Below are 24,798 nucleotides of genomic sequence, written 5' to 3' on the forward strand. Positions count from 1 at the left end.
CCCAGCGGGAGCAAGCTCCCTCGCCACGACCACACGTACCACAGGTTGCGGTTTCAAAAGAACAGAGGCGGCTCGCCGCCCCTGTAACGATCAAAGAGATTTGCGGAGTTCGCCATGGCCATCGCCGTTCCACTGAACGCGGGCACCACCAGCCCCACCCTCAAGCAGCGACTCAAGCGCGCCGAGCGGCTCAACCGCTGGAAGGCCCAGGCCCTGATCGCGCCGCTGGTGCTGTTTCTGTTGCTGGTGTTTCTGGTGCCGATCGTGGCGCTGCTGTTCAAAAGCGTCAGCAACCCGGAAGTGGTGGGCGCCATGCCACGTACTGTCGCTGCCGTCGCAGCATGGGACGGACGCGGTTTGCCAAGCGAACCGGTGTACAAGGCTGCCAGTGAAGATCTGGCCGAAGCCCGCAAGAATCAGACCCTGGGCGATTTGTCCAAGCGCCTGAACATGGAACTGGCCGGCTACCGCAGCCTGCTGACCAAGACTGCTCGCGCGCTGCCGTTCGCCACCGAGCCGGTCTCTTATAAAGAAGCACTGGAGAGCCTCGACGAACGCTGGGGTGACCCCGCGTACTGGCAGGTGATCCGGCGCAACACCAGCAATGTCACGCCTTACTACCTGCTGGCGGCCGTCGATCACCGCATCGACGATCTAGGTGAACTGGCCCCGGCCACCCCCGACCAGGCGATCTACCTGGATATTTTCACCCGTACTTTCTGGATGGGCCTGGTGATTACCGCCATCTGTCTGGTGCTGGCCTATCCGCTGGCCTATCTGCTGGCGAACCTGCCGTCACGCCAGAGCAACCTGTTGATGATCCTCGTGCTGCTGCCGTTCTGGACCTCGATCCTGGTGCGGGTGGCGGCGTGGATCGTGCTGCTGCAATCGGGCGGATTGATCAACAGCGCGCTGATGGCCATGGGCGTCATCGATAAACCGCTGGAGCTGGTGTTCAACCGCACCGGCGTCTACATCTCCATGGTCCACATCCTTCTGCCGTTCATGATCCTGCCGATCTATAGCGTGATGAAGGGCATCTCGCCCACCTACATGCGGGCGGCGATCTCCCTGGGCTGCCACCCGTTCGCCAGTTTCTGGCGGGTGTATTTCCCGCAGACCTACGCCGGCGTAGGTGCCGGGTGCCTGTTGGTGTTCATCCTCGCTATCGGCTACTACATCACCCCGGCACTGCTGGGCAGCCCGAACGACCAGATGGTCAGCTACTTCGTCGCGTTCTACACCAACACCAGCATCAACTGGGGCATGGCCACGGCGCTCGGCGGATTGCTGTTGCTGGCGACCATCGTGCTTTATCTGATTTACAGCTGGCTGGTGGGCGCCAGTCGCCTGCGCCTGAGCTAAGGGGAGATCGAAATGCTGAGTCCTTACATGTCCCCCGTCGAGCGGGTGTGGTTCTACAGCTTGCGCATACTCTGCGGGCTGATCCTGTTGTTCCTGATCCTGCCGGTGCTGGTGATCATTCCGTTGTCGTTCAACTCGGGCAGCTTCCTGGTTTATCCGCTGCAGGGCTTTTCGTTGCAGTGGTACCACGATTTCTTCGCTTCGGCCGAGTGGATGCGGGCGTTGAAGAACAGCATCATCGTGGCCCCGGCGGCAACGCTGCTGGCGATGATCTTCGGTACGCTGGCGGCGATCGGCCTGACTCGTGGTGATTTCCCGGGCAAGGCGCTGGTGATGGCCCTGGTGATTTCGCCCATGGTGGTGCCGGTGGTGATCATTGGCGTCGCGAGCTACCTGTTTTTCGCGCCATTGGGGATGGGCAACAGCTTCTTCTCGCTGATCATCGTCCACGCGGTGCTCGGTGTGCCGTTCGTCATCATCACCGTCTCGGCGACCTTGCAAGGGTTCAACCACAACCTGGTCCGCGCTGCTGCCAGCCTCGGGGCTTCGCCATTGACCGCGTTCCGTCGCGTGACCTTGCCGTTGATCGCGCCGGGCGTCATCTCTGGTGCGTTGTTCGCCTTCGCGACTTCGTTTGATGAAGTGGTGGTGACCCTGTTCCTGGCCGGCCCGGAGCAAGCGACCCTGCCACGGCAGATGTTCAGCGGTATTCGCGAGAACCTGAGCCCGACCATCGCCGCCGCGGCTACGTTGTTGATCGCCTTCTCGGTGATCCTGCTGCTGACGCTGGAATGGCTGCGTGGGCGTAGCGAGAAGCTGCGTACGACCCAAGTCTGAGGCCCCCTGCAAAACCAGTGTGGGAGCGAGCCTGCTCGCGAATGCGGTGTACCAGTCGACATAATTGTTGACTGACGGTCCGCTTTCGCGAGCAGGCTCGCTCCCACATCCGCTCCTCGGTGCATTCATAAGCTGAATGACAGACCACCCCCCAATACCGAGCTATCCTTGTGCCAGCCCCCACTCGAACAAGAGGCCGCGCACATGAGTCTTTCCTCATTCAAGATCGCCCACAAACTGATCACCGGCGCCGCTGCCATCGAGCAACTGGCGGCGGAGCTGACACGGCTGGATGTCGATAACCCGTTGATCGTCACGGACGCGGCGCTGGTCAAGTCGGGCACCGTGGAGCTGGCGCTGCAGCATTTGGGCGGGCGCGACTACGAGATTTTCGACCGGGTCATGCCCGACCCGGAAATCGCCATCGTCGAAGATTGCATGCAAGCCTACCGCGACGGCGGGCATGACGGCCTCATCGGCCTGGGTGGCGGCAGCGCCATCGACATTGCCAAGTGCGTGGGCGTTTATGCCGGTTATCACGGTGAGTTGCAGGATATGTTCGGTGTCGATCAGGTGCCGCGCAAAGGTCCGCCCATGATTGCCATTCCCACCACCGCCGGTACCGGTTCGGAAGTCACCAACGTGGCGATCCTCTCTGACAAGGCCGCACAGCTGAAAAAGGGCATCGTCAGTGATTTCCTGCTGCCGGACGTGGCGCTGGTCAGCCCGCAGATGACCCTGACGTGTCCGCGCAGCGTGACCGCCGCCAGCGGCGTTGATGCGTTGGTGCATGCCATCGAGTCGTACCTGTCACTCAACGCCTCGCCGATCACCGATGCCCTGGCCATCGGCGCGATCAAGCTGATCACCCGCGCCTTGCCCAAGGCCTACGCCAACCCGTCCCACTTGCAGGCCCGTGAAGACATGGCCACCGCCAGCCTGATGGCCGGTATGGCGTTCGGCAATGCCGGGGTCGGCGCCGTGCATGCGTTGGCCTATCCGCTGGGCGGGCGTTTCCATGTCTCCCATGGCGTCGCCAATGCCTTGTTGCTGCCGTATGTCATGCACTGGAACAAGATGGCCTGCGTCGAGCGCATGCGCGATATTGCCGAAGCCATGGGCATCAAGACGGCTCACTTGAGTGATATCGAAGCCGCGGACGAGGCCGTGGAGGCCATGGCCGCGTTGTGTGCCGCGGTTGAAATTCCCAAGGGCCTGAGTGGCCTGGGCGTCACCGAGGAGGTGATTCCGTCCATGGCGGCGGAGGCGGCGGGTATAGAGCGGCTGATGCGCAACAACCCGCGCAAGCTGAGCGCCGGCGATATCGAGAAGATCTACCGAGCGGCGTATTGATCGTGCGTCACGGTGGGCGCGCCAAATCTTGAGGTATACAATGCGCGCCATCGTGATTTCGCTCAAAACAGGTGCGTCATGCAGCCCTTCGCTATTGCTCCGTCGATTCTCTCCGCCGACTTCGCCCGCCTGGGCGAGGAAGTGGATAACGTTCTGGCCGCCGGGGCCGACATCGTCCACTTCGATGTCATGGACAACCACTACGTACCCAACCTGACCATCGGCCCGATGGTCTGCGCGGCGTTGCGCAAATATGGCATCACCGCGCCAATCGATGCGCACCTGATGGTCAGTCCGGTGGATCGCATCGTCGGTGATTTCATCGAGGCCGGTGCCACCTACATCACTTTCCACCCGGAAGCCACGCTGCACGTCGACCGCTCCCTGCAATTGATCCGCGAAGGCGGCTGCAAGGCCGGCCTGGTGTTCAACCCGGCCACGCCCCTGGACGTACTCAAGTACGTGATGGACAAGGTCGACATGATTCTGCTGATGAGCGTCAACCCGGGTTTCGGCGGGCAGAAGTTCATTCCGGGCACGCTCGACAAGCTGCGCGAAGCCCGCGCCCTGATCGATGCCTCGGGCCGGGATATCCGCCTGGAAATCGACGGCGGCGTGAACGTGAACAACATCCGCGAAATCGCCGCGGCCGGTGCCGACACCTTTGTCGCCGGTTCGGCGATCTTCAACGCACCGGACTACCAGGCAGTGATCGAAAAGATGCGCGCCGAACTGGCCCTGGCACGTCCATGAGCGGCTTCGAGCAGCTGTTTCCCGGCAGCCTGCCGCGTCTGGTGATGTTCGATCTCGACGGCACGCTCGTCGATTCGGTCCCGGACCTGGCGGCCGCCGTGGACAATATGCTGCTCCAGCTCGGGCGTCCGCCTGCCGGCATCGACGCGGTGCGCCAGTGGGTCGGCAACGGCGCGCCGATGCTGGTGCGCCGGGCCCTGGCCAATCACATTGATGCCCAGGGCGTTGATGAGGCCGAGGCCGAGCGGGCACTGGAGCTGTTCAACGAAGCCTATGAAGGCAACCACGAACTGACCGTGGTTTATCCGGGCGTGCGCTCCACCCTCAAATGGTTGCACAAGCAGGGCGTGGAAATGGCGCTGATCACCAACAAGCCGGAGCGTTTTGTCGCGCCGCTGTTGGATCAGATGAAGATCGGCCGTTATTTCCGCTGGATCATCGGCGGCGACACCTTGCCACAGAAAAAACCCGACCCGGCCGCACTGTTCTTCGTCATGAAAATGGCCAACATCCCGGCGTCCCAATCGTTGTTTGTCGGCGACTCGCGTAGCGACGTGCTGGCGGCGAAAGCCGCGGGGGTCAAATGTGTTGCCCTGAGCTACGGCTACAATCATGGCCGACCGATTGCCGAGGAATTTCCGACATTGGTGATTGATGATCTGCGCCTGCTAATTCCCGGTTGCCTGGACCCGGCCGCTGAGATAACGTTGCCCGACGCTGTTCAATCCTCTTCTGGAAACGCCATCGTGGTGGTCACTCGCAAACTCTGGATGAAAGTCATGAAGGCCCTGGCCCGCTGGCGTTGGCGCGCCTGACGTGATCCTGGCCGGTTATCCGGCGCGTTTGCATACCTGACTGTCAGCTCCTCTTGCCACGAGGCACCCCATGATCCGCGAAGAATTTCTGCGTCTAGCCGCTGCCGGCTACAACCGCATCCCGCTTGCCTGCGAAACCCTGGCCGACTTCGACACGCCGCTGTCGATCTACCTCAAGTTGGCCGACCAACCCAATTCCTACTTGCTCGAATCGGTGCAAGGTGGGGAAAAATGGGGTCGCTATTCCATGATCGGCCTGCCGTGCCGCACCGTGCTGCGAGTCCATGACCATCGCATCAGCGTGACCTACGATGGCGTCGAAATCGAAAGCCACGAAGTCGAGGATCCGCTCGCGTTCGTTGAATCCTTCAAGGCCCGCTACAACGTCCCGACCATCCCCGGCCTGCCACGTTTCAACGGCGGCCTGGTGGGTTATTTCGGCTACGACTGCGTGCGCTATGTGGAAAAACGCCTGGGCACCTGTCCGAACCCCGATCCGCTGGGTGTGCCGGACATTCTGCTGATGGTCTCCGATGCGGTGGTAGTCTTCGACAATCTCGCCGGAAAGATGCACGCCATCGTCCTGGCCGATCCGTCCCGTGAAGATGCCTACGAGCAAGGTCAACAAAGCCTTCAGACGTTGCTGGAAAAACTCCGGCAGCCGATCACCCCGCGTCCCGGCCTGGACCTCAGCAAGCAGTCGGCTGCCGACCCGGTGTTCCGTTCCAGTTTCACCCAGGGTGACTACGAAAAAGCCGTCGACACCATCAAGGAATACATCCTGGCGGGCGACTGCATGCAGGTCGTGCCGTCGCAACGGATGTCGATCGACTTCAAGGCCGCGCCGATCGATCTGTACCGGGCGCTGCGCTGTTTCAACCCGACGCCTTATATGTATTTCTTCAACTTCGGTGACTTCCATGTCGTGGGCAGTTCGCCCGAGGTGCTGGTGCGGGTCGAGGAAAACCTGATCACCGTGCGGCCGATCGCCGGCACACGGCCACGCGGCGCCACGGAGGAAGCGGACCGGGCGCTGGAAGAGGACCTGTTGTCAGATGCCAAGGAAATCGCCGAGCACCTGATGCTGATCGATCTGGGGCGCAACGACACTGGCCGAGTTTCCGAAGTGGGCTCGGTAAAGCTCACCGAGAAAATGGTCATCGAGCGCTACTCCAACGTGATGCACATCGTGTCCAACGTCACCGGGCAATTGAAGGCCGGGTTGACGGCGATGGACGCCTTGCGAGCGATCCTGCCGGCGGGCACTTTGTCTGGCGCGCCGAAGATCCGCGCCATGGAAATCATCGACGAGCTGGAGCCGGTCAAGCGCGGTGTGTACGGCGGAGCCGTCGGGTACTTCGCCTGGAACGGCAACATGGACACGGCCATCGCCATCCGCACCGCCGTGATCAAGAACGGTGAACTGCACGTGCAGGCTGGCGGCGGCATCGTCGCCGACTCGGTGCCCGCGCTGGAATGGGAGGAAACCCTGAACAAGCGTCGGGCAATGTTCCGTGCCGTAGCCCTGGCCGAGCAGACCTCGAACGACTGAAGGCTCTTGCCGAACAACTGTGGCGAGGGAGCTTGCTCCCGCTGGCCTGCGAAGCGGGCCCATCAAATCGATGCGACTGCTGCGCAGTCGAGCGGGAGCAAGCTCCCTCGCCACAAGGGCTTTCGGTTACTGCAGGATTCAGAAATCCAGGCTGACCCCCAGGCTCACCCCTTGCTGGGTAAAATCATCATCCTTGCGCAACGTATAACCGCCCCGCAGCGCGAGATCGCTGGTCAACTTGTGGCTGATCCCCAGGTTCAGGCGATTGAGGGGGCTTTGTGGGGTATAGCCCTCCAGCGTGAAGTCATTGGCCGGCAAGCTGTTGAGGGCGATGTTCACCTTTTGCGTATCGTCCTCATACTCGCGCTCGTGGGCATATTCCCCGTACACCTGGGTCTGGCGGGTAAAGTTGTATTTGCCCTGCAAGCCGATGCCCAGGCGTTTTGAATCGCGGGTCTGGTCGTCGAAAGTCAGCGCCGTGGAGCGGCTGCCCTGTTCCGAGTAACCATCGACCTCGACCTTCGCATAATCAGCGCTGACAAACGGTGACAGGTGCCATTGGCTGCCCGGCTGGGCAATGTCGTAGCCTACGCGCGTGCTGAATGCCCAGAGATGACCGTCGGTATCGCCTTTCTCCTGCGCCTGGCTGACGCCCAGGTCGAATTTGCGCTCCAGGTTGTCGTAGTCGAGCTTGCCGCCGGTCAGCGCGGCGTCGGCCCACCAGCGGTTCTGCTGGAACTGGGCGAACGCGGTGGCGAGGTAGCTGTTGAGCTTGTAGTTCGAATCGTTGCGGCCTGCGTCCATGTCCTGGCGGTACAGGCCGGCGGCCACGCCGATGCGCCAGGCTTCGTTGAGGCGGTAACTGCCGCCGATGTTCAGGTTGTAGCCACTGCCGTCGGCGCTTGCACCGCTGCCTTGGCTATCAATGTCCAGATGCTGGCCGCCGCCGGCAACAATCGCCCGCCATTGACCTACCGCCTGCCAATCTTCCCAGTCCGATTGCCATTGGCTGCGCAATTCATCCTGGTGGGCGCGCAAGGTCGAGTGGGCCATTTCCGGCAGCAAGGTCAGTTCCCACGGCGCTGCGAGCAGGGAATAGGCGTAGTCGGCAATCAGCTTCTGCCCGGTTTCGGTGGGGTGAACCGCATCGTTATAGATCAGCTTGCTCGGATCAGGCGTGGCGCTGTTGATGCCGTAGGTGGGGTTTTCCGTACAGCTGTTGCCGCTGAAGCAAGTGGCGGTGAGGTTCTCGCCGGTGGCAAGGCCGAATCGTCCAGGATCGGCAAAGGTTTCCTGCAGCAATAGCGGAACGTTCAGCGGAATGATCTCGGCATCGATGCCCTGCAACCGTGTGACCAGTTGCTGGTTGAACCGATTGCTGAGCAGCGAGACCGTTCCCTGCAAGGGGGTGCCATTGAGGGCCGGCGTCAGGCCCAGGTCCGGCAGCAACCAGACCATCGCATAGCGGGCTCCGGCGGTTTGCAGCACTTGCACGCTGTCAGCCAGGCGGTCCGCGGCGGCATCCGCCTGGGCGATGCTCAACACTCTGCCTTGAAGAAAATCATTGCCGCCGCCGGAGAGGTAATACAGCGCATTCGGGTCGGCACGCAGGCCATTGGCGGGCAGATAACCGGCCCGGCTGCGCTCGCCGGTGGCGGAAATATTGGTGATCGAGTCCAGTATCTGGTCGGTACGAAAACCGCCTACGGCCCAGTTGTTGCCGTCCGCGAGCCCTTCGCGGGCACGCACTGCCGAAGTGGACGCGGCGGTTTCATCGGCGGAAAAGCCCAGTCGTCCACCGAGCAGTTGGGTCGCGTTTGCAGAATAGGCTTCGCCGCTGCCATCCAGGTACACCGGGCCGGTGCGGTTGGTAAAACGCAAGGTTGAGCCAGGCGGGCCGTCGGGATCGCTGAACTGACCGGCGTCGCTGAGACTGTCGCCGAACACGATGAAATTGGAGTAGGGATTGGGGGCGGCAATCGCCTGAGCGCAGGCCATGGTCAGCAGGCAGCTGGCGATGGGGATGAACAACGTCGGCTTGATCATGAGAAGGTCCTTTTCAATCTTGTTTTTTATCGGAAGAAACGAAACGACAGTACCAAAAGCTTCCGGCGGTCTGCCACCCAATCCCGGAGCGTAGCGATTGTTTGCGGGCCCTTCGGGTCCGTCTTATTGCGTGCTCCGCCCAGCTAAGTTACTGTGCCGGAACGTATGAACGAGACTTCCCCCGTGTCGATTGTCAGCAAACTTCTGAATCAATTGATCAAGGCTCACGCCCGTTGGCGTTGGCGCGCCTGAACGTTCCATGCCGGCTTCGCCGGACCTGTACCGATTTGCCTTCTTTACCCGTTTGGAAACCGCTTCGCAGGCGCATCATTCGCCTGTCCAGCGCAGCACCGTGCGGGCCACTCTTCGAAGGCTGTATTCCAAGTCAGTGTATTCAATAGGTTGTTTACGCCATGTTGCTGATGATCGATAACTACGACTCTTTTACTTACAACGTTGTGCAATACCTCGGCGAGCTCGGCTCCGAGGTCAAGGTCGTGCGCAACGATGAGCTGACCATTGCCGAAATCGAGGCCCTCAAGCCCGAACGCATCGTCGTCTCGCCCGGCCCTTGCACGCCGACCGAGGCGGGCATCTCCATCGAAGCCATCAAATATTTTGCCGGCAAGCTGCCGATCCTCGGCGTCTGCCTGGGGCACCAGTCGATCGGCCAGGCGTTCGGTGGCGATGTCGTGCGGGCCCGCCAGGTGATGCACGGCAAGACCAGCCCGGTATTTCATGAAGACAAGGGCGTGTTCGAAGGCTTGAATCGCCCGCTTACCGTCACCCGCTACCACTCGTTGATCGTCAAGCGCGAAACCCTGCCCGACTGCCTTGAGCTGACCGCCTGGACCCAGCTCGAAGACGGCTCGGTAGACGAGATCATGGGTTTGCGTCACAAGACGTTAAACATCGAGGGTGTGCAATTTCACCCCGAGTCTATCCTCACCGAGCAGGGCCACGAACTGTTCGCCAACTTCCTCAAACAAACCGGCGGCACGCGCTAAGGACTCTCCATGGACATCAAGACAGCCCTGAACCGTATCGTCGGCCAGCTCGACCTGAGCACCGACGAGATGCGCGACGTGATGCGGGAAATCATGACTGGCCAGTGCACGGACGCGCAGATTGGCGCGTTCATGATGGCCATGCGCATGAAGAGCGAGAGCATCGACGAAATTGTCGGTGCGGTCACGACCATGCGCGAGTTGGCGGACAAGGTCGAACTCAAGACCCTTGATGGTGTGGTGGATGTCGTCGGGACCGGTGGTGACGGAGCCAATATCTTCAACGTTTCCACCGCCTCGGCATTTGTCGTTGCGGCGGCCGGCTGCACGGTCGCCAAGCACGGCAATCGTGCGGTGTCGGGCAAGAGCGGCAGCGCCGATCTGCTGGAAGCCGCCGGTATCTACCTCAACCTGACGTCGGTCCAGGTGGCTCGTTGCATCGATAGCGTCGGCATCGGCTTCATGTTTGCCCAGACCCACCACAGCGCCATGAAATATGCCGCGGCGCCGCGTCGCGAGCTGGGCTTGCGTACGCTGTTTAACATGCTTGGCCCGCTTACGAATCCGGCCGGTGTGAAGCATCAAGTGGTCGGCGTGTTCAGCCAGGCGCTGTGCCGGCCATTGGCAGAGGTCCTGCAACGTTTAGGTAGCAAGCACGTGCTGGTCGTCCATTCAAAAGACGGCCTGGATGAATTCAGCCTGGCGGCGCCCACTTTCGTGGCCGAGCTAAAAAATGATCAGATCACCGAATATTGGGTCGAACCTGAAGACCTTGGCATGAAGAGCCAGAGCCTGCATGGACTGGCGGTGGATGGGCCAGCTCAGTCACTTGAGTTGATCCGCGATGCCTTGGGGCGGCGTAAAACCGAGAATGGCCAGAAGGCTGCGGAAATGATCATGCTCAACGCGGGCGCCGCGTTGTATGCCGCCGATCACGCCAGTAGCCTCAAGCAAGGTGTCGAGCTCGCGCATGATGCGTTGCACACCGGCCTGGCCCGGGAAAAACTGGAAGAATTGGGCGCGTTTACCGCCGTATTCAAAGTGGAGAATGAAGGATGAGCGTGCCAACGGTTCTGGAAAACATTCTGGCTCGCAAGGCTGAAGAAGTGGCCGAGCGCCGGGCCCGGGTCAGCCTCGCCGAGTTGGAAAGTCTTGCACGTTCAGCAGACGCGCCTCGCGGCTTTGCCCAGGCGCTGATCGACCAGGCGAAGAAAAAGCAGCCTGCAGTCATCGCCGAAATCAAGAAGGCGTCCCCCAGCAAAGGTGTGATCCGTGAGGACTTCGTCCCCGCCGACATCGCCAGGAGCTACGAGAAGGGCGGTGCGACCTGCCTTTCGGTGCTCACCGACGTCGATTTTTTCCAAGGCGCCGATGACTATCTAAAACAGGCGCGGGCGGCGTGCAAGCTGCCGGTGATCCGCAAGGATTTCATGATCGACCCGTACCAGATCGTTGAGGCGCGGGCCTTGGGTGCCGATTGCGTGCTGCTGATCGTTTCCGCCCTGGATGACGTGAAAATGGCCGAGCTTGCCGCAGTCGCTAAAGGTGTGGGCCTGGATGTACTGGTGGAAGTCCACGACGGCGACGAGCTGGAGCGTGCCCTGAAAACTCTGGATACCAAGCTGGTCGGCGTGAATAACCGCAACCTGCATACGTTTGAAGTCAGCCTGGAAACCACTCTTGACCTGTTGCCGCGAATTCCACGCGATCGCCTGGTCATCACCGAGAGCGGCATTCTCAACCGAGCCGATGTCGAGTTGATGGAAGTCAGCGATGTGTATTCATTCCTGGTTGGCGAGGCGTTCATGCGGGCCGAAAGCCCGGGTACGGAACTGCAGCGCTTGTTTTTCCCCGAGCGCGGCGTTCCGGTAACCGGCTCGACGCTGGACTGAATCGATGCCTTCAGCCATTGCCTTCCCGGTTGAAAGCGGCCTGCAGGCCGAACAGGACCTGCTGGCCAGCGTTTGCGCCGGTGACGCTGAATCCGGCTTGCTGTTCTGGCAACCCAGCGATCGTGCCCTGGTCATGCCGCGTCGCTTGAGTCGCCTGCCAGGTTTTGAACTTGCCTGTGAGGTATCGGCCGCAAGCGGCTGGCCGGTGCTGCTGCGTGAAACCGGTGGCGAGCCAGTGCCTCAATCGGGCGCTACGGTCAATATCGCGCTGGTCTATGCGCCACCGCGAAGTGAAGGTGACCATGGCCGGATCGAGACTGCTTATCGGCGTCTATGCGATCCGATCTGCCAGTTGCTCGATGAGCTGGGCGGGGTGGCTTCCCTCGGTGAAGTGGAGGGCGCGTTTTGCGATGGGCGCTTCAACGTCAATCTGGACGGCCGAAAAATGGTCGGTACCGCCCAGCGCTGGCGGCAAAGCAAGGGCGGCCAGAGGCCGGTGGGCCTGGTGCATGGCGCCCTATTGCTGGATGACGAGCGCGAATCCATGGTTGCGGCGGTCAATCGGTTCAACGAGGCGTGTGGCCTGGAGCAGCGTGTGCGTGCCGAGAGCCACATTGCCCTGCATGAGAAATTCCCGGCGCCTCATGCGCTGGAACGGCTCGAGGCGCTCTACCGGGAACTGTTGAGCAGCTTTTAGCGCGTCCCGAACACGACCATGGTCTTGCCTTTGACGCTGACCAGATCGCGCTCTTCCAGGTCCTTGAGCACGCGTCCGACCATCTCTCGGGAGCAGCCAACGATGCGGCCGATTTCCTGACGGGTCACTTTGATCTGCATGCCATCCGGATGGGTCATGGCGTCGGGCTGCTTGCACAGTTCCAGCAGGCAGCGGGCGACGCGACCGGTCACGTCGAAGAACGCCAGGTCACCGACTTTGCGGGTGGTATTGCGCAGACGCTGCGCGATTTGTCCGCTGAGGGCGTAAAGAATGTCCGGATCCTGCTGCGACAGTTCTCGGAATTTGCCATAGCTGATTTCCGCCACTTCACATTCGACCTTGGCTCGCACCCAGGCACTGCGCTCCTGCTCCTTGCCCGCCTGCTCGAACAACCCCAGTTCGCCGAAAAAATCCCCGGAGTTGAGGTAGGCGATGATCATTTCCCGGCCGTCATCGTCCTCGATCAGGATAGTGACGGAGCCCTTGATGATGAAAAACAGCGTATCGGAGCGGTCGCCTGCGCAAATGATGTTGTGCTTGGCGGGGTAGCGGCGACGCTGGCAATGCATCAAGAGTTTGTCGAGGTTCTTGATCTTGGACGTGGGAGTAATGGCAACCATGGTTGTATCCCGAAAGACTGCGCGGTGTGGTGGTTTGGTTTTTTGGGTGAGGGCGAATGGCTATCGCCAAAAGCTGGCCATACGCCAGCGAGATGGCGCAGCTTAACAGAGGCATTCGTAATAGATTCGAGAATTTACCTACAGGCGCTGGCGTAAGAGGCATCAGGCATCCCGCTGCCATCAACGGGCGCTGTGCTAAGCTGGCGCCCCCTTTTTTTGAACAGTGGAGTCTTGGCGATGAAGGCACGCATCCAATGGGCTGGCGAAGCCATGTTCCTCGGTGAATCAGGCAGTGGTCATGTGGTCGTCATGGACGGCCCACCGGATGCCGGCGGTCGGAACCTGGGTGTCCGGCCAATGGAAATGCTCTTGCTCGGTGTCGGCGGCTGCAGCAACTTCGATGTGGTCAGCATTCTCAAGAAGTCACGCCAGGCCGTCGAAAGTTGCGAAGCGTTCCTTGAAGCCGAGCGCGCGACAGAGGATCCGAAAGTGTTTACCAAGATCCACATGCACTTCGTGGTCAAAGGCCGTGGACTGAAGGAAGCCCAGGTCAAGCGCGCCATTGAGCTGTCCGCCGAGAAATACTGCTCGGCCTCGATCATGCTCGGTGCTGCCGGTGTTGAAATCACTCACGATTATGAAATCATCGAGTTGGGTTGAATCGACATCCAACCATCACAAATGCAGTGCAAGCTCTGGCGGTCAGAAGCCGACATCTGCATAATGCGCCACTTTTTTCAGGGCAATGATCGGCTCGCGGGCTGATCCATTGCCTGGACAGACAACCAAAATCGCCATCGCGAAGAGGTGTTAACCGTCCTACGCAGGTGCGTCGTTCGCATCTGACGGGCATGCTTGATCACGCGGCCGGGCCGCAATACACAGAGAGTTTTCAAACGGTGAAAAGCAAACTCAAGCTCCATGGGTTCAATAACCTGACAAAGACCTTGAGCTTCAACATCTATGACATCTGCTATGCGGAAACCCCGCAAGACCAGCAGGCCTACGTCGAGTACATCAATAAAGAGTACAACGCCAAGCGCCTCACGCAGATCCTCACGGAAGTTGTCGATATCATTGGTGCCAACATCCTGAACATCGCCAGTCAGGACTATGAACCCCAAGGCGCCAGCGTGACCATTCTGATCTCGGAAGAGCCGGTGACACCGACCGAAAGCCAGATAGAAGAGTCCCCGGGCCCGTTGCCTGAAATTATCCTGGCCCACCTCGACAAGAGCCACATCACGGTACATACCTATCCGGAGATCCATCCGGTGGACGGTATCGCAACGTTCCGAGTGGACATCGATGTGTCGACCTGTGGCGTCATTTCACCGCTCAAGGCACTCAACTTCCTTATTCACCAATTCGATTCCGACATCGTGACCGTGGATTACCGTGTGCGTGGCTTCACACGGGACGTGGAAGGCCACAAGCACTTCATTGATCACGAGATCAATTCGATCCAGAACTATCTCTCCGAAGACACTCGCGACGCGTATCAGATGACCGACGTGAACGTGTACCAGGAAAACCTGTTCCACACCAAAATGCTGCTCAAGGACTTCGAGCTGGACAACTACCTGTTCGGTGATGCCACCAGCAACCTGTCCGTTGAGCAGCGTGGCCAGGTGGAAGAGCGTGTGAAGCACGAGATGCTGGAGATTTTCTACGCGCGCAACATGCCGCGCTGAAGATCAAGGCTACAAAAAAAGGCGACTACCTGTGCGGTAGTCGCCTTTTTCAGTTCTGGGAAACCCGATATGTCTGTGGGACAGGCTCCGTATCGCGGTCAGATCCGATAGGTGCTCTTGGTCATGACCTTCGCCAACAGGCTCATGCCGAATTTCACCGGAGCCGGGAAACGAAAACCCCCCGCATCGAGAGCGCTTTCGGCATGCTGTTCTTCATCCTTGCGCATCTGTTCAAGAATCGCCCGGGACTTTTCATCTTCGGCCGGCAACTGCTCCAGGTGCTCATTCAGATGCTTGCACACTTGATGTTCGGTTGCCGCGACGAAACCCAGGCTGACCTTGTCGCTGATCAGTCCGGCCACCGCGCCGATGCCGAATGACATCCCGTAGAACAACGGATTCAGGACGCTGGTATGGCTACCCAATTGGCGAATGCGCTGCTCGCACCAGACCAGGTGGTCGACTTCTTCTTCGGCGGCATGCTCCATCGCCTCGCGTACCTGCGGCAATCTTGCCGTCAGCGCCTGGCCCTGGTACAGAGCCTGGGCGCAAACCTCACCGGTATGGTTGATACGCATCAGGCCCGCGACATGGCGAGTCTCTTCGTCACTCATCTGTACGTCCGGCTGCACGATTGCCGGCGACGGACGGTACGGCTGGCCACTGAAGGGCAGTAGCGTGCGCATCGCGGTATCGGCTTGCAGCAGCAGGCGGTCAATGGGCGAGTAGTGACGTTGGGTAGTCATGCTTACCTCCGGAAAAAATCACGGCAGCCAGTTTAACCCAATCGGCTGCTGAAGATTTGCGCTGGGTCAGCGGTATCAACCCGGTGGCCAGTTCATCTGGCGCTGCCCCAGCACGTGCATATGAATGTGATAGACGGTCTGCCCGCCAAGTTCATTGCAGTTCATCACCACGCGGAAGCCTTCCTCACAGCCCAGCTCAAGCGCCAGGCGCTGGGCGGTAAACAGGATATGTCCGGCCAACCCTTTGTCTTCCTCGGTCAGGTCATTGAGGGTGCGGATCGGTTTTTTCGGAATCACCAGGAAATGCACTGGAGCCTGGGGGGCGATGTCGTGAAAAGCCAGAACCTGATCGTCTTCATAAATGATCCTGGCCGGAATTTCCCGGTTGATGATCTTGGTAAACAGAGTGTCCACGGCTGCTGCTCCGTTGGGTTGTTTGAGGTCGAGTGTATTAAAGGCTCGGTTGGCAAGCCCGGGTTAACCATCCGCAAATCTAGCGTGGACAGTAGGCTTTATTGGACATGCCGCTGAGAATTCGCACCAGCCAGCGCGGCCCGAGCCGGGGCAGGGCGGCGATCCAGCGATTGCGGCGTCCGGGAATGATAATGGCCCGGTCCCTGTCCAGCGCGCGGACAGCGTACAGCGCAACCTCTTCAGGGCTCATCAGCTTCTTATCGTCGCTGGGCTTCTCGTCCCGTTGCCACCCGGCGAAAAAATCGGTGCGGGTCGGGCCAGGGCAAAGTACCGAGACTTTGATCTCACATTTCTTCAGCTCGATTCGCAGGGCTTCGGAAAAGTGCAATACGTACGCTTTGCTGGCGTGGTAGGTGCTCATCCAGGGGCCCGGCTGGAATGCGGCAGTCGACGCGACGTTCAGGATCTGGCCGCCTCCATGCAGCGCCATGCTGTTGCCTACGGCGTGACAGAGGCGGGTCAGGGCCAGGATATTCACTTCGATGAGGTCCTGCTCGGTCATCCAGTCCTGGCCCAGGAACGGGCCGAAGGTGCCGATGCCGGCGCAGTTGACCAGCAGGTCGATCTGGCGTTCGCCTTCTTCCAGTTCCAGCAGGAAACCTGAAAGCCGCAAGGGCTCGCTCAGGTCGCAAGCCCGGAACAATACTTCCACGCCAAATCGCTGGGTCAGTTCGATCGCAATACTTTCCAGTCGATCGCGCTGTCGCGCCACGAGTATCAGGTTGCGCCCGCGCCGGGCCAGTGCTTCAGCCAGGGCCAGGCCGATTCCGCTGGAAGCGCCAGTGATCAGGGCGTAACGGGTCATGCAGTTCTCCATCGCAACAGCCCGCCGCCAGTGGACTGGGCTGTCACTGGCATGAAGCGGGCCTATTGTTCCTCTTCTTCTTCGTAGTCTACAGAAGGCGAGGCGGGCTCGGCTGCATCAACGGCCGGTTCTTCGCTGGTCTGGTCACTGTATTCGCTGCTTTCGTAGCTGCTCGAGGCACCGCTATCGAAGTCCTCCTGGAGAGCGCCGAAGATGCCGGCGAAGGTGGCCACGAAAATCAGGACGATCATCACCAGCCACAGCGACGCCAGCAGCTTGACCGCCGTGGTGTTGCGCGGCGGTGGTGGGCCGTACTGGTTGGCGCCGGTATTGCCTGGGGCGATGATGAGAATGAACGGGAAGATGCTGCCCACGAATGGCACGAGGTTGATCAGCCACAACCACCCCGACCAGCCGAGATCGTGCAGACGCTGGACGTTGAACTGGATGCTCACGAACGCGAAGGCAAGCACGACGACTACAGCGATCAGACCACCGACGACCAACCCTGCTATCGAGTCGGAAGCGAGCAGCCAGTTCGTGGCGACCCAGAAGCCCAGGCCTACCAACGGCAGCATGGCCAGGGTCAGGACCATGGTCCAGGCCAGGTAGCGCAGGCGTCCGATACGTCCCTCGAAGCTGAAGGGTTTGAGCGTGCCGTACTCGGCGAACGTTTCACCCACTGCTGCCCGTGGAGGCGCATAAGGAGAAACAGGATCGATCACGGAGTCCGGCTGGCGGCCGCCCGGCTGCTCCTGGATTTCGCCGAGATTGAGCTGGATGGACGGTTCGGCTTCGATTCGTGCATCGATGCCGCTTTTATGAAGCGCGTCCAGGTACTGTTGCGCTTCATTCTGGGACAGGTTGTTCTTGAGGGACACCTTGCGACCGCTGAACAGTCGTTCAATGGCGCTCACATCACTTTTGAACAGTTCGGCGAGGTTGAGCTTGGCGGTAGTGGTATCTACGCCTGGCAGCAGGGCCCCGTCGAATACAATGTTGAAACGGTTTTCGCTCATGCCTGGCATCCTTGTCTTTCTGGTTGGTTTATTGTGGGTTCAGCGCGGCCAATGGCCGCCAAGTTGTGTCGCTAGGGCTTGCGCCTGCCGGTATTCTTCATCCAGGCGTGCGATCAATTGATCGACACCGGGCAAATCATTGATGTCACCTACACCCTGGCCGGCGGACCATACGGTCTTCCAGGCCTTGGCTTCATCATTGAGCGGTTTGAGTTTCGCCCCCGCATCTGCCACGCCCTTGCCTTGCAGAGCAGCCAGGTCGAAGCCGGCACTTTCCAGGCTCTGACGCATGAAACTGGCCGGCACCCCGGACACTGCGGGAGTATGCACGATGTCCGCGGCTCTGGATGTGAGCAACATCTCTTTATAAGCGTCGGACGCGTGACTTTCCGTCGTGCCGATAAAACGCGTTCCGAAGTAGGCCAGATCCGCGCCAAGCAATTGCGCAGCCAGAATCTGATGGCCGTGGTTAAGGCATCCTGCAAGCAACAGGGTTTTATCGAAGAACTGTCGGATTTCAGCAATCAGTGCGAATGGGCTCCAGGTTCCTGCGTGTCCACCCGCACCGGCCGCAACGGCAATCAAACCGTCGACGCCCGCTTCGGCGGCTTTTTCGGCATGGCGGCGAGTAGTCACGTCGTGAAATACCAGGCCGCCATAGCCATGAACCGCGTCCACCAATTCCTTCACCGCCCCCAGGCTGGTGATGACGATCGGCACCTTGTGCTCGATACAGATTGCCAGGTCGGCCTGGAGTCGCGGGTTGCTGTGATGGACGATCAGATTGACTGCGTAGGGCGCCGGCTTTTCCAGGGTCGCCAAGCCCGCTTCGATTTCCTCCAGCCACGCCTTGAAGCCGCTGCTTTCACGTTGGTTCAACGCCGGGAAACTTCCGACGACACCGTTGCGGCAGCAGGCCAGTACCAGCTGCGGATTGGAAATGAGGAACATCGGTGCGACCACGACAGGCAGCCGCAGACGTTGTTCAAGCAGAGCGGGCAGCGACATTGGAGGTCCCTCTGATCAGTGGATGCGGTTGGATTTAGAACGGCCGGACCACGACCAGAATTACAATAGCCAGCAATATCACGACCGGCACTTCGTTGAACCAGCGATAAAAGACATGACTGCGGGTGTTTTCGCCACGGGCGAAGCGCTTCACCTGGGCACCGCACATATGGTGATAGCCGATCAGCAGGACGACCAGGGTCAGCTTTGCGTGCATCCAGCCACCCTGGGTGAAGTAGGCGCTGGCATTGAGGCTGAGCAAGCCGATGCCGAACACCAGCGTGGCGATCATCGCCGGGCCCATGATGCCGCGATACAACTTGCGTTCCATGATGGAGAAGCGTTCCTTGCTGACGCTGTCTTCGCTTTGAGCGTGGTAGACGAACAGTCTAGGCAGGTAGAACAGGCCGGCAAACCAGCAGACCATGCTGACAATGTGAAGCGCTTTGAGCCATAGATAGAGCATTTTTGATTATTCCCAGGTTCACGGTAGCTTCGATAGTAGAGGTTAGCGCGGCCACACGTCACCTTGGCGGTTGTCGCAGCGCTGCGGGCGCCCTATCATCGACGGCTTTCCAGTGGTTCGTTGAGGGCAGGTTCATGGTCAAGGTCGGTATCGTCGGCGGCACGGGTTACACCGGTGTCGAACTGCTGCGTCTGTTGGCACAGCATCCGCAAGCTGAGGTGGTGGTCATTACCTCCCGATCCGAGGCCGGCCTGGCCGTTGCCGACATGTATCCGAACTTGCGTGGCCATTACGACGGCCTGGCGTTCAGCGTCCCTGACGTCAAGACCCTCGGGGCCTGTGATGTGGTGTTTTTCGCCACCCCCCATGGTGTCGCCCACGCTCTGGCGGGCGAGCTGCTGGCCGCGGGTACCAAGGTCATCGACCTGTCGGCAGACTTCCGTCTGCAGGACGCAGGCGAATGGGCCAAGTGGTACGGTCAGCCCCATGGCGCACCGGAGCTGCTGGACGAGGCGGTCTACGGCTTGCCGGAAGTCAATCGTGAAAAAATCAGGCAGGCACGGCTGATCGCGGTGCCGGGTTGCTACCCGACCGCGACGCAGTTGGGATTCCTGCCGTTGCTGGAGGCCGGTCTCGCCGATGCGTCGCGCTTGATCGCCGACTGCAAGTCGGGCGTCAGCGGCGCGGGTCGAGGTGCCAGCGTTGGCTCGTTGTACTCCGAAACATCGGAGAGCATGAAGGCCTACGCGGTCAAGGGGCATCGTCATTTGCCGGAGATTCGCCAAGGGTTGCGTCGCGCGGCAGGCAAGGACGTCGGTCTGACTTTCGTGCCGCACCTGACGCCCATGATCCGTGGTATCCATTCCACCCTCTACGCCACCGTGACCGATCGCTCCGTGGATCTGCAGGCGCTGTTCGAGAAGCGTTATGCCGATGAGCCGTTTGTCGACGTGATGCCGGCTGGCAGCCATCCGGAAACCCGCAGTGTCCGCGGCGCGAATGTATGCCGGATCGCTGTGCATCGCCCGCAGGATGGCGACCTGGTCGTGGTCCTGTCGGTAATCGACAACCTGGTCAAGGGCGCTTCCGGCCAGGCGGTACAGAACCTCAACATCCTCTTCGGGCTGGATGAGCGGCTGGGCCTGTCCCACGCTGGGATGCTGCCTTAATTAAGAGATGCAGGCTGTAAGCTACGAGCCCGTGGCTTATAGCTTGCGGCTTACAGCTGCTGCGCAAATAGTTGACCAATTTTGTCGGAGAAGCGGATAATGCCCGCCATCACGCATTATGGCGGCGTAAGCGCCGGGAGATATTCAGCATGAGCGTCGAAACCTTCACCCCCACGGCTTTGCAATTCACCCACGGTGCCGCGCACAAGGTGAAGAGCCTGGTCGATGAAGAGGGCAATGATCGTTTGAAGCTGCGCGTGTTCGTGACGGGCGGCGGTTGTTCAGGTTTTCAGTACGGCTTCACTTTCGATGAGGAAGTGGCCGAGGATGACACCATCGTCGAGCGCGAAGGCGTCAGCCTGGTGGTCGATCCGATGAGCTTCCAGTACCTGGCGGGTGCCGAGGTGGATTATCAGGAAGGCCTGGAAGGATCGCGCTTCGTGATCAAGAATCCTAACGCCACCACAACTTGTGGGTGCGGTTCTTCGTTTTCGATCTGATCGCTTCAATAAAAACGCCGCAGAGCCTTACGGCCCTGCGGCTTTTTTTGTCCGCGATTATTGATCTCAGGCCGGATAAATAGCGCCGAGTACGCGCGGGCCACGGGCCCCAGTGACACTTGGACGGTTGCCTGGAATACCCTCAAGACAGCAATGGGCGAGCCAGGCAAAGGCCATGGCTTCAACCCAATCCGGGTCCACGCCGTACACTGCCGTACTGCTGACTTTGGTAGCTGGTAGCAAGTCAGCCAGGCGCTTCATGAGTGTCTGGTTGTGTGCGCCACCGCCGCAGACCAGCAACTCCTGCGTGTTCGGCTGGGCATGCCGGAGTGATTCGACGATGGTCAGGGCAGTCAGTTCAAGTAGTGTCGCCTGCACATCTTCAGGGGCGAAGGCTGGCAATTGCGATAGATGACGGGTCAGCCAGGACAGGTTGAATACTTCTCGTCCGGTACTTTTAGGGCCCTTGGTTACAAAGAAGGGGTCTCCAAGCAACGTCTTGAGCAAAGTCGGCTCTACTTTTCCGCTGGCTGCCCACTGGCCGTCACGATCAAAAGGCTCGCCTCGCTCCTGGTGTATCCATGCATCGAGCAATACGTTGCCTGGGCCACAATCGAAACCTGATACGGGTTTTGCCAGCTCTATCAGGCTGAGATTGCTGAAGCCGCCGACATTCAGCACTGCACGAGGACCGACTCGTTCTTCGAACAGTGCTTCGTGAAATGCCGGAACCAGAGGCGCCCCCTGTCCTCCGGCGGCGACATCACGGCTGCGGAAATCGCTGACAACGGTGATGCCGGTCAATTCGCTCAAGAGTGCCGGGTTACCGATCTGCACGGTAAATCCGCGGGCCGGTTCATGGCGAATGGTTTGGCCGTGGCTGCCAACCGCGGTGACATCTTCAGGCTTGAGCTTCTGTTCGTCGAGTAAGGTATGGATACCCTGCGCGGCCAGCTTTACCCAGTTCTGCTGGGCGATGGCGGAGCGGGCGATCTCATCGGGCCCACTGCTGCACAGTGCAAGCAACTCGGTGCGCAGGGGCGTGGGCATGGGTATGTAATGCGTGGCGATCAATTTGATTGCCGGGGCCAGTTCGATCAGCGCGATATCCAGGCCATCCAGGCTGGTCCCGGACATCACACCGATATAGAGCGCCATGGCTTAGCGCTTGCTCGAAGCCAGCAGGGTGGCTTTCTCTTGATCCATGCGAGCCATCAGAGGCTGGCTCTGAGCCAGGAAACGGGTGCGCTCGGATTTCGCAATCGGATCGGCCATCGGCAGCTTCTGGCCGAGCGGATCGACGTGAACGCCGTTGACCTGGAATTCATAGTGCAAGTGCGGGCCGGTGGACAGGCCAGTTGTGCCGATGTAGCCAATAACCTGGCCTTGCTTGACGGAGCCGCCGGTCTTCACGCCCTTGGCGAAACCTTGCATGTGGCCGTACAGCGTGCGGTAGGTGTTGCCGTGCTGGATGATCACGGTATTGCCATAACCGCCACGACGGCCGGCCAGCAGTACCTTGCCATCGCCGGCAGCCTTGATGGGCGTGCCGCGCGGAGCTGCGTAGTCGACGCCTTTGTGGGCGCGGATCTTGTTCAGGATAGGATGCTTGCGGCCTGCGGAAAACCTGGAGCTGATGCGGGCGAAGTCGACTGGAGTACGGATAAACGCCTTGCGCATGCTGTTGCCGTCAGCGGTGTAGTAGCTGCTGTTGCCCTGCTTGTTGGTGTAGCGCACCGCCGTATAGGTCTTGCCGCGGTTGGTGAAGCGCGCGGAAAGGATCGGTCCGTTGCCGACGCTTTTCCCATTGACCACTTTCTGTTCGTAGATGACGTCGAACTCGTCGCCCTGGCGAATATCCTGCGCGAAGTCGATGTCATAACCAAACACGCTGGCCATGTCCATGGTCAGGCTGTGGGAAAGGCCGGCGCGGGCAGCCGACTGGGACAGCGAACTATTGATGACGCCGTGAACATAGGCGGAGCGCACGGTAGGTTTGGTGGTGACGCGGTTGAATACATAACCCTTTTCGTTTTTGGTCAGGGTGATGCTTTCCAGATCGCTCAGCTTGGTGTGCAGGTTGGTCAACTGCCCGTCTGGATTGAGTTCGAATTCGAGTTTCTGGCCACGTTGCAGTTGAGTGAACTGTTTGGCTTGCTTGTCGCTGGCCAGGATTTCATGGACTGAGGTTGAGGGCAGGCCCACCTTTTCGAAGAGGGTGGAGAGTGTGTCGCCCTTGGCAACAATCACTTCACGGTGGTCCGGTCCTTTCTTCTCTTCTGCAACAGGAGCTTCTACCTGTGCAGTGGCGTTTGCAGTGTCTTTCGCGCTTTCTTCAATCTGCGCAAAAGGCGAGGCGGCCGGTTCGTTTGTGGCTTGAACGGCTTCGGCGGCGTCTTGTTCTTGTGTCAGTTGTTCAGCGGGACTTTCCAGTTCAAGACTCAGAGTCGTCTTTTTGGCTTCGACATCGCTGGAAGGAAATACCAGGAGCGCCAGGCTAAGGAGGGCGGCGATACCACTTGCGGCGAGCAGGTGGGTCTTTGGGTAAAGCGGCGGCGCTTTAGACGGTTCGGTGGTCATAGGTAATTTGACTTTTGAAAAGATGAATTGGAAAAGATGAATGACATGATGAAGATGAAATAACTGTATAAAATATAACCAAAACCCCTGCGAAGCAAGCCCGCGGACGCTCTGTCTATGGGATTGGCGTCCGTGCACCTGGCAAACCTTGTATTTGGTGCGCGATCTTGTATGGTTGGGGCCCTTTGAATCTGAGCCTTGCGGGTCTGTTATGAAGTCGGTTGAAGAGCAGCTAGCGCTGATCAAACGTGGTGCGGAAGAACTGTTGGTCGAGTCCGAGCTGATCGAAAAGCTCAAGCGCGGGCAGCCGCTGCGTATCAAGGCCGGTTTCGACCCGACGGCGCCCGATCTGCACCTGGGGCATACCGTGCTTATTAATAAGCTGCGTCAATTCCAGGAGCTGGGGCATCAGGTTATCTTCCTTATAGGCGACTTCACCGGCATGATCGGTGATCCGAGCGGCAAAAGTGCCACGCGTCCTCCGCTGACTCGTGAGCAGGTTCTCGACAACGCCGAGACCTACAAGACTCAGGTCTTCAAGATTCTTGACCCGGCCAAGACCGAAGTGGCTTTCAACTCCACCTGGATGGATCAGATGGGGCCGGCGGATTTCATACGCCTGACTTCCCAATACACCGTAGCTCGCATGCTCGAGCGCGACGATTTCGACAAGCGATATACAACCAATCAGCCAATCGCCATCCATGAGTTCCTCTATCCGCTTGTGCAGGGTTATGACTCGGTCGCATTGCGGGCGGACGTTGAGCTTGGCGGTACCGATCAGAAGTTCAACCTGCTGATGGGGCGTGAGCTGCAGCGCGGCTATGGCCAAGAAGCTCAGTGCATCCTGACCATGCCATTGCTGGAAGGTCTGGATGGCGTGAAGAAGATGTCCAAGTCGCTGGGCAACTACGTCGGGATCCAGGAAGCGCCGGGCGTCATGTACGGCAAGTTGGTTTCCATTCCTGATGTGCTGATGTGGCGTTATTTCGAGCTGTTGAGCTTCCGCTCCATGGATGAGATCAATGCTTTCCGAGCCGATGTGGAGGCGGGCGCTAATCCGCGTGACATCAAGATCAAGCTGGCCGAAGAGATCGTTGCTCGTTTCCATGGGGAAGAGGCTGCGGCCAACGCTCATCGTGCGGCGGGTAATCGCATGAAGGATGGCGAGCTGCCGGATGACCTGCCGGAGATCGAATTGACTGCTGCCGAGGATATGCCGATTGCGGCGGTTCTGAATAAGGCGGGCTTGGTCAAGAATGCTGCGGTGGCGCGAGACCTCTTGGGGTCGGGTGGCGTGCGTATAGATGGTGAGGTCGTGGATCGCACCTATATATATAAGCTGGGCTCCACTCATGTGTGTCAGGCCGGCAAGAAGG

25 protein-coding genes (1 of these 25 running past the window's edge) are annotated in these 24,798 nt (G+C 59.7%); 15 read left to right on the forward strand and 10 right to left on the reverse strand.

Going from position 1 to position 24,798, the window contains the following annotated elements:
- Positions 1-114: 114 nt before the first annotated feature.
- From J3P96_RS02855 to trpE, 6 genes are all read left to right on the forward strand, one after another.
- Positions 115-1,365 (forward strand): ABC transporter permease, encoded by a 1,251-nt coding sequence (locus tag J3P96_RS02855; RefSeq protein WP_434655234.1) that lies wholly within the window; start codon positions 115-117, stop codon positions 1,363-1,365.
- A 12-nt stretch (positions 1,366-1,377) separates the two neighbouring features.
- Positions 1,378-2,202 carry an ABC transporter permease gene (locus J3P96_RS02860; RefSeq protein ID WP_305498415.1) on the forward strand — a complete coding sequence of 275 codons (825 nt, stop codon included), beginning with the start codon at positions 1,378-1,380 and terminating at the stop codon, positions 2,200-2,202.
- Between the two features lie 204 nt (positions 2,203-2,406).
- On the forward strand, positions 2,407-3,555 hold the full coding sequence (locus tag J3P96_RS02865; protein ID WP_434627729.1) for an iron-containing alcohol dehydrogenase: 1,149 nt from the start codon (positions 2,407-2,409) through the stop codon (positions 3,553-3,555).
- Positions 3,556-3,633: 78 nt separating this feature from the next.
- Positions 3,634-4,308 (forward strand): ribulose-phosphate 3-epimerase, encoded by a 675-nt coding sequence (gene rpe / locus J3P96_RS02870; protein ID WP_434627731.1) that lies wholly within the window; start codon positions 3,634-3,636, stop codon positions 4,306-4,308.
- Positions 4,305-5,123 carry a phosphoglycolate phosphatase gene (locus J3P96_RS02875; protein WP_434571435.1) on the forward strand — a complete coding sequence of 273 codons (819 nt, stop codon included), beginning with the start codon at positions 4,305-4,307 and terminating at the stop codon, positions 5,121-5,123. The genes rpe and J3P96_RS02875 overlap by 4 nt, the downstream gene beginning before the upstream one ends.
- Positions 5,124-5,193: 70 nt before the next feature.
- A complete protein-coding gene (gene trpE / locus J3P96_RS02880) occupies positions 5,194-6,675 on the forward strand; it encodes an anthranilate synthase component I (protein WP_434655237.1) in 1,482 nt (493 codons plus the stop codon).
- 138 nt (positions 6,676-6,813) lie between these two features.
- On the opposite strand, the gene estP is transcribed toward trpE, so the two are convergent.
- The gene (estP, locus tag J3P96_RS02885) at positions 6,814-8,721 is read right to left on the reverse strand and encodes an esterase EstP (protein WP_434655240.1); all 1,908 of its coding nucleotides are present in this window, start codon (positions 8,719-8,721) and stop codon (positions 6,814-6,816) included.
- A 413-nt stretch (positions 8,722-9,134) separates the two neighbouring features.
- On the opposite strand from estP, the gene J3P96_RS02890 reads away from it, so the two are divergent.
- The 4 genes from J3P96_RS02890 to J3P96_RS02905 are packed head-to-tail and all read left to right on the forward strand — an operon-like array spanning position 9,135 to position 12,317.
- Positions 9,135-9,728 carry an aminodeoxychorismate/anthranilate synthase component II gene (locus tag J3P96_RS02890; RefSeq protein ID WP_018928869.1) on the forward strand — a complete coding sequence of 198 codons (594 nt, stop codon included), beginning with the start codon at positions 9,135-9,137 and terminating at the stop codon, positions 9,726-9,728.
- 9 nt (positions 9,729-9,737) lie between these two features.
- Positions 9,738-10,787: an anthranilate phosphoribosyltransferase gene (trpD, locus tag J3P96_RS02895; RefSeq protein WP_434571441.1), complete on the forward strand. Its 1,050-nt coding sequence runs from the start codon at positions 9,738-9,740 to the stop codon at positions 10,785-10,787.
- The gene (gene trpC, locus J3P96_RS02900) at positions 10,784-11,620 is read left to right on the forward strand and encodes an indole-3-glycerol phosphate synthase TrpC (protein WP_434571443.1); all 837 of its coding nucleotides are present in this window, start codon (positions 10,784-10,786) and stop codon (positions 11,618-11,620) included. Before trpD ends, trpC begins: the two co-directional genes overlap by 4 nt.
- Before the next feature lie 4 nt (positions 11,621-11,624).
- Entirely contained in the window at positions 11,625-12,317 is a 693-nt protein-coding gene (locus tag J3P96_RS02905) for a lipoate--protein ligase family protein (protein ID WP_434655243.1), read from the forward strand.
- Here the strand turns inward: J3P96_RS02905 and crp are convergent.
- Complete coding sequence (gene crp / locus J3P96_RS02910; protein ID WP_434627751.1) at positions 12,314-12,958, reverse strand: cAMP-activated global transcriptional regulator CRP; 645 nt, start codon at positions 12,956-12,958, stop codon at positions 12,314-12,316. The genes J3P96_RS02905 and crp overlap by 4 nt on opposite strands.
- 237 nt (positions 12,959-13,195) lie before the next feature.
- Between crp and J3P96_RS02915 the strand changes: the two genes are divergently transcribed.
- Both J3P96_RS02915 and speD read left to right on the forward strand, forming a co-directional pair.
- Positions 13,196-13,618 (forward strand): OsmC family protein, encoded by a 423-nt coding sequence (locus J3P96_RS02915; protein WP_008061600.1) that lies wholly within the window; start codon positions 13,196-13,198, stop codon positions 13,616-13,618.
- A 239-nt stretch (positions 13,619-13,857) separates the two neighbouring features.
- Positions 13,858-14,652 carry an adenosylmethionine decarboxylase gene (gene speD, locus J3P96_RS02920; protein ID WP_434571448.1) on the forward strand — a complete coding sequence of 265 codons (795 nt, stop codon included), beginning with the start codon at positions 13,858-13,860 and terminating at the stop codon, positions 14,650-14,652.
- Positions 14,653-14,750: 98 nt separating this feature from the next.
- Here the strand turns inward: speD and coq7 are convergent, their stop codons facing one another.
- The 6 genes from coq7 to hemJ all read right to left on the reverse strand — a co-directional run bounded on the left by coq7 (position 14,751) and on the right by hemJ (position 19,170).
- Positions 14,751-15,398 carry a 2-polyprenyl-3-methyl-6-methoxy-1,4-benzoquinone monooxygenase gene (coq7, locus tag J3P96_RS02925; RefSeq protein WP_305498429.1) on the reverse strand — a complete coding sequence of 216 codons (648 nt, stop codon included), beginning with the start codon at positions 15,396-15,398 and terminating at the stop codon, positions 14,751-14,753.
- 75 nt (positions 15,399-15,473) lie between these two features.
- The gene (locus J3P96_RS02930) at positions 15,474-15,812 is read right to left on the reverse strand and encodes a histidine triad nucleotide-binding protein (RefSeq protein ID WP_305498431.1); all 339 of its coding nucleotides are present in this window, start codon (positions 15,810-15,812) and stop codon (positions 15,474-15,476) included.
- A 79-nt stretch (positions 15,813-15,891) separates the two neighbouring features.
- Positions 15,892-16,677, reverse strand: coding sequence for an SDR family NAD(P)-dependent oxidoreductase (locus J3P96_RS02935; RefSeq protein WP_434655246.1), 786 nt, complete (start codon positions 16,675-16,677; stop codon positions 15,892-15,894).
- 62 nt (positions 16,678-16,739) lie between these two features.
- A complete protein-coding gene (locus tag J3P96_RS02940) occupies positions 16,740-17,696 on the reverse strand; it encodes a DUF805 domain-containing protein (protein ID WP_434571454.1) in 957 nt (318 codons plus the stop codon).
- A gap of 39 nt (positions 17,697-17,735) precedes the next feature.
- Entirely contained in the window at positions 17,736-18,704 is a 969-nt protein-coding gene (locus tag J3P96_RS02945; RefSeq protein ID WP_434571456.1) for an NAD(P)H-dependent flavin oxidoreductase, read from the reverse strand.
- A 34-nt stretch (positions 18,705-18,738) separates the two neighbouring features.
- Positions 18,739-19,170 (reverse strand): protoporphyrinogen oxidase HemJ, encoded by a 432-nt coding sequence (gene hemJ / locus J3P96_RS02950; RefSeq protein WP_305498435.1) that lies wholly within the window; start codon positions 19,168-19,170, stop codon positions 18,739-18,741.
- 134 nt (positions 19,171-19,304) lie between these two features.
- Here hemJ and argC point away from each other — a divergent pair, with 134 nt between their 5' ends.
- Together argC and erpA are read left to right on the forward strand one after the other, a co-directional pair.
- Positions 19,305-20,339, forward strand: a complete 1,035-nt coding sequence (gene argC, locus J3P96_RS02955) for an N-acetyl-gamma-glutamyl-phosphate reductase (protein WP_434655249.1) — start codon at positions 19,305-19,307, stop codon at positions 20,337-20,339.
- A 149-nt stretch (positions 20,340-20,488) separates the two neighbouring features.
- Positions 20,489-20,839: an iron-sulfur cluster insertion protein ErpA gene (erpA, locus tag J3P96_RS02960; protein ID WP_003177727.1), complete on the forward strand. Its 351-nt coding sequence runs from the start codon at positions 20,489-20,491 to the stop codon at positions 20,837-20,839.
- Positions 20,840-20,905: 66 nt separating this feature from the next.
- Here the strand turns inward: erpA and J3P96_RS02965 are convergent, their stop codons facing one another.
- Together J3P96_RS02965 and J3P96_RS02970 are read right to left on the reverse strand one after the other, a co-directional pair.
- On the reverse strand, positions 20,906-21,997 hold the full coding sequence (locus J3P96_RS02965; RefSeq protein ID WP_434655251.1) for an anhydro-N-acetylmuramic acid kinase: 1,092 nt from the start codon (positions 21,995-21,997) through the stop codon (positions 20,906-20,908).
- Positions 21,998-22,000: 3 nt separating this feature from the next.
- Positions 22,001-23,419, reverse strand: a complete 1,419-nt coding sequence (locus J3P96_RS02970; protein WP_434658078.1) for a peptidoglycan DD-metalloendopeptidase family protein — start codon at positions 23,417-23,419, stop codon at positions 22,001-22,003.
- Positions 23,420-23,630: 211 nt separating this feature from the next.
- Here J3P96_RS02970 and tyrS point away from each other — a divergent pair, with 211 nt between their 5' ends.
- Positions 23,631-24,798 carry the 5' portion of a tyrosine--tRNA ligase gene (gene tyrS, locus J3P96_RS02975; RefSeq protein ID WP_434655254.1) on the forward strand. The gene runs 32 nt beyond the window's last position, so only the first 1,168 of its 1,200 coding nucleotides appear in the window; the start codon lies at positions 23,631-23,633; its stop codon lies off the right edge, out of view.

Origin of the sequence: Pseudomonas sp. R3-56 (assembly GCF_051132075.1) — a bacterium.
GTDB lineage: Bacteria > Pseudomonadota > Gammaproteobacteria > Pseudomonadales > Pseudomonadaceae > Aquipseudomonas.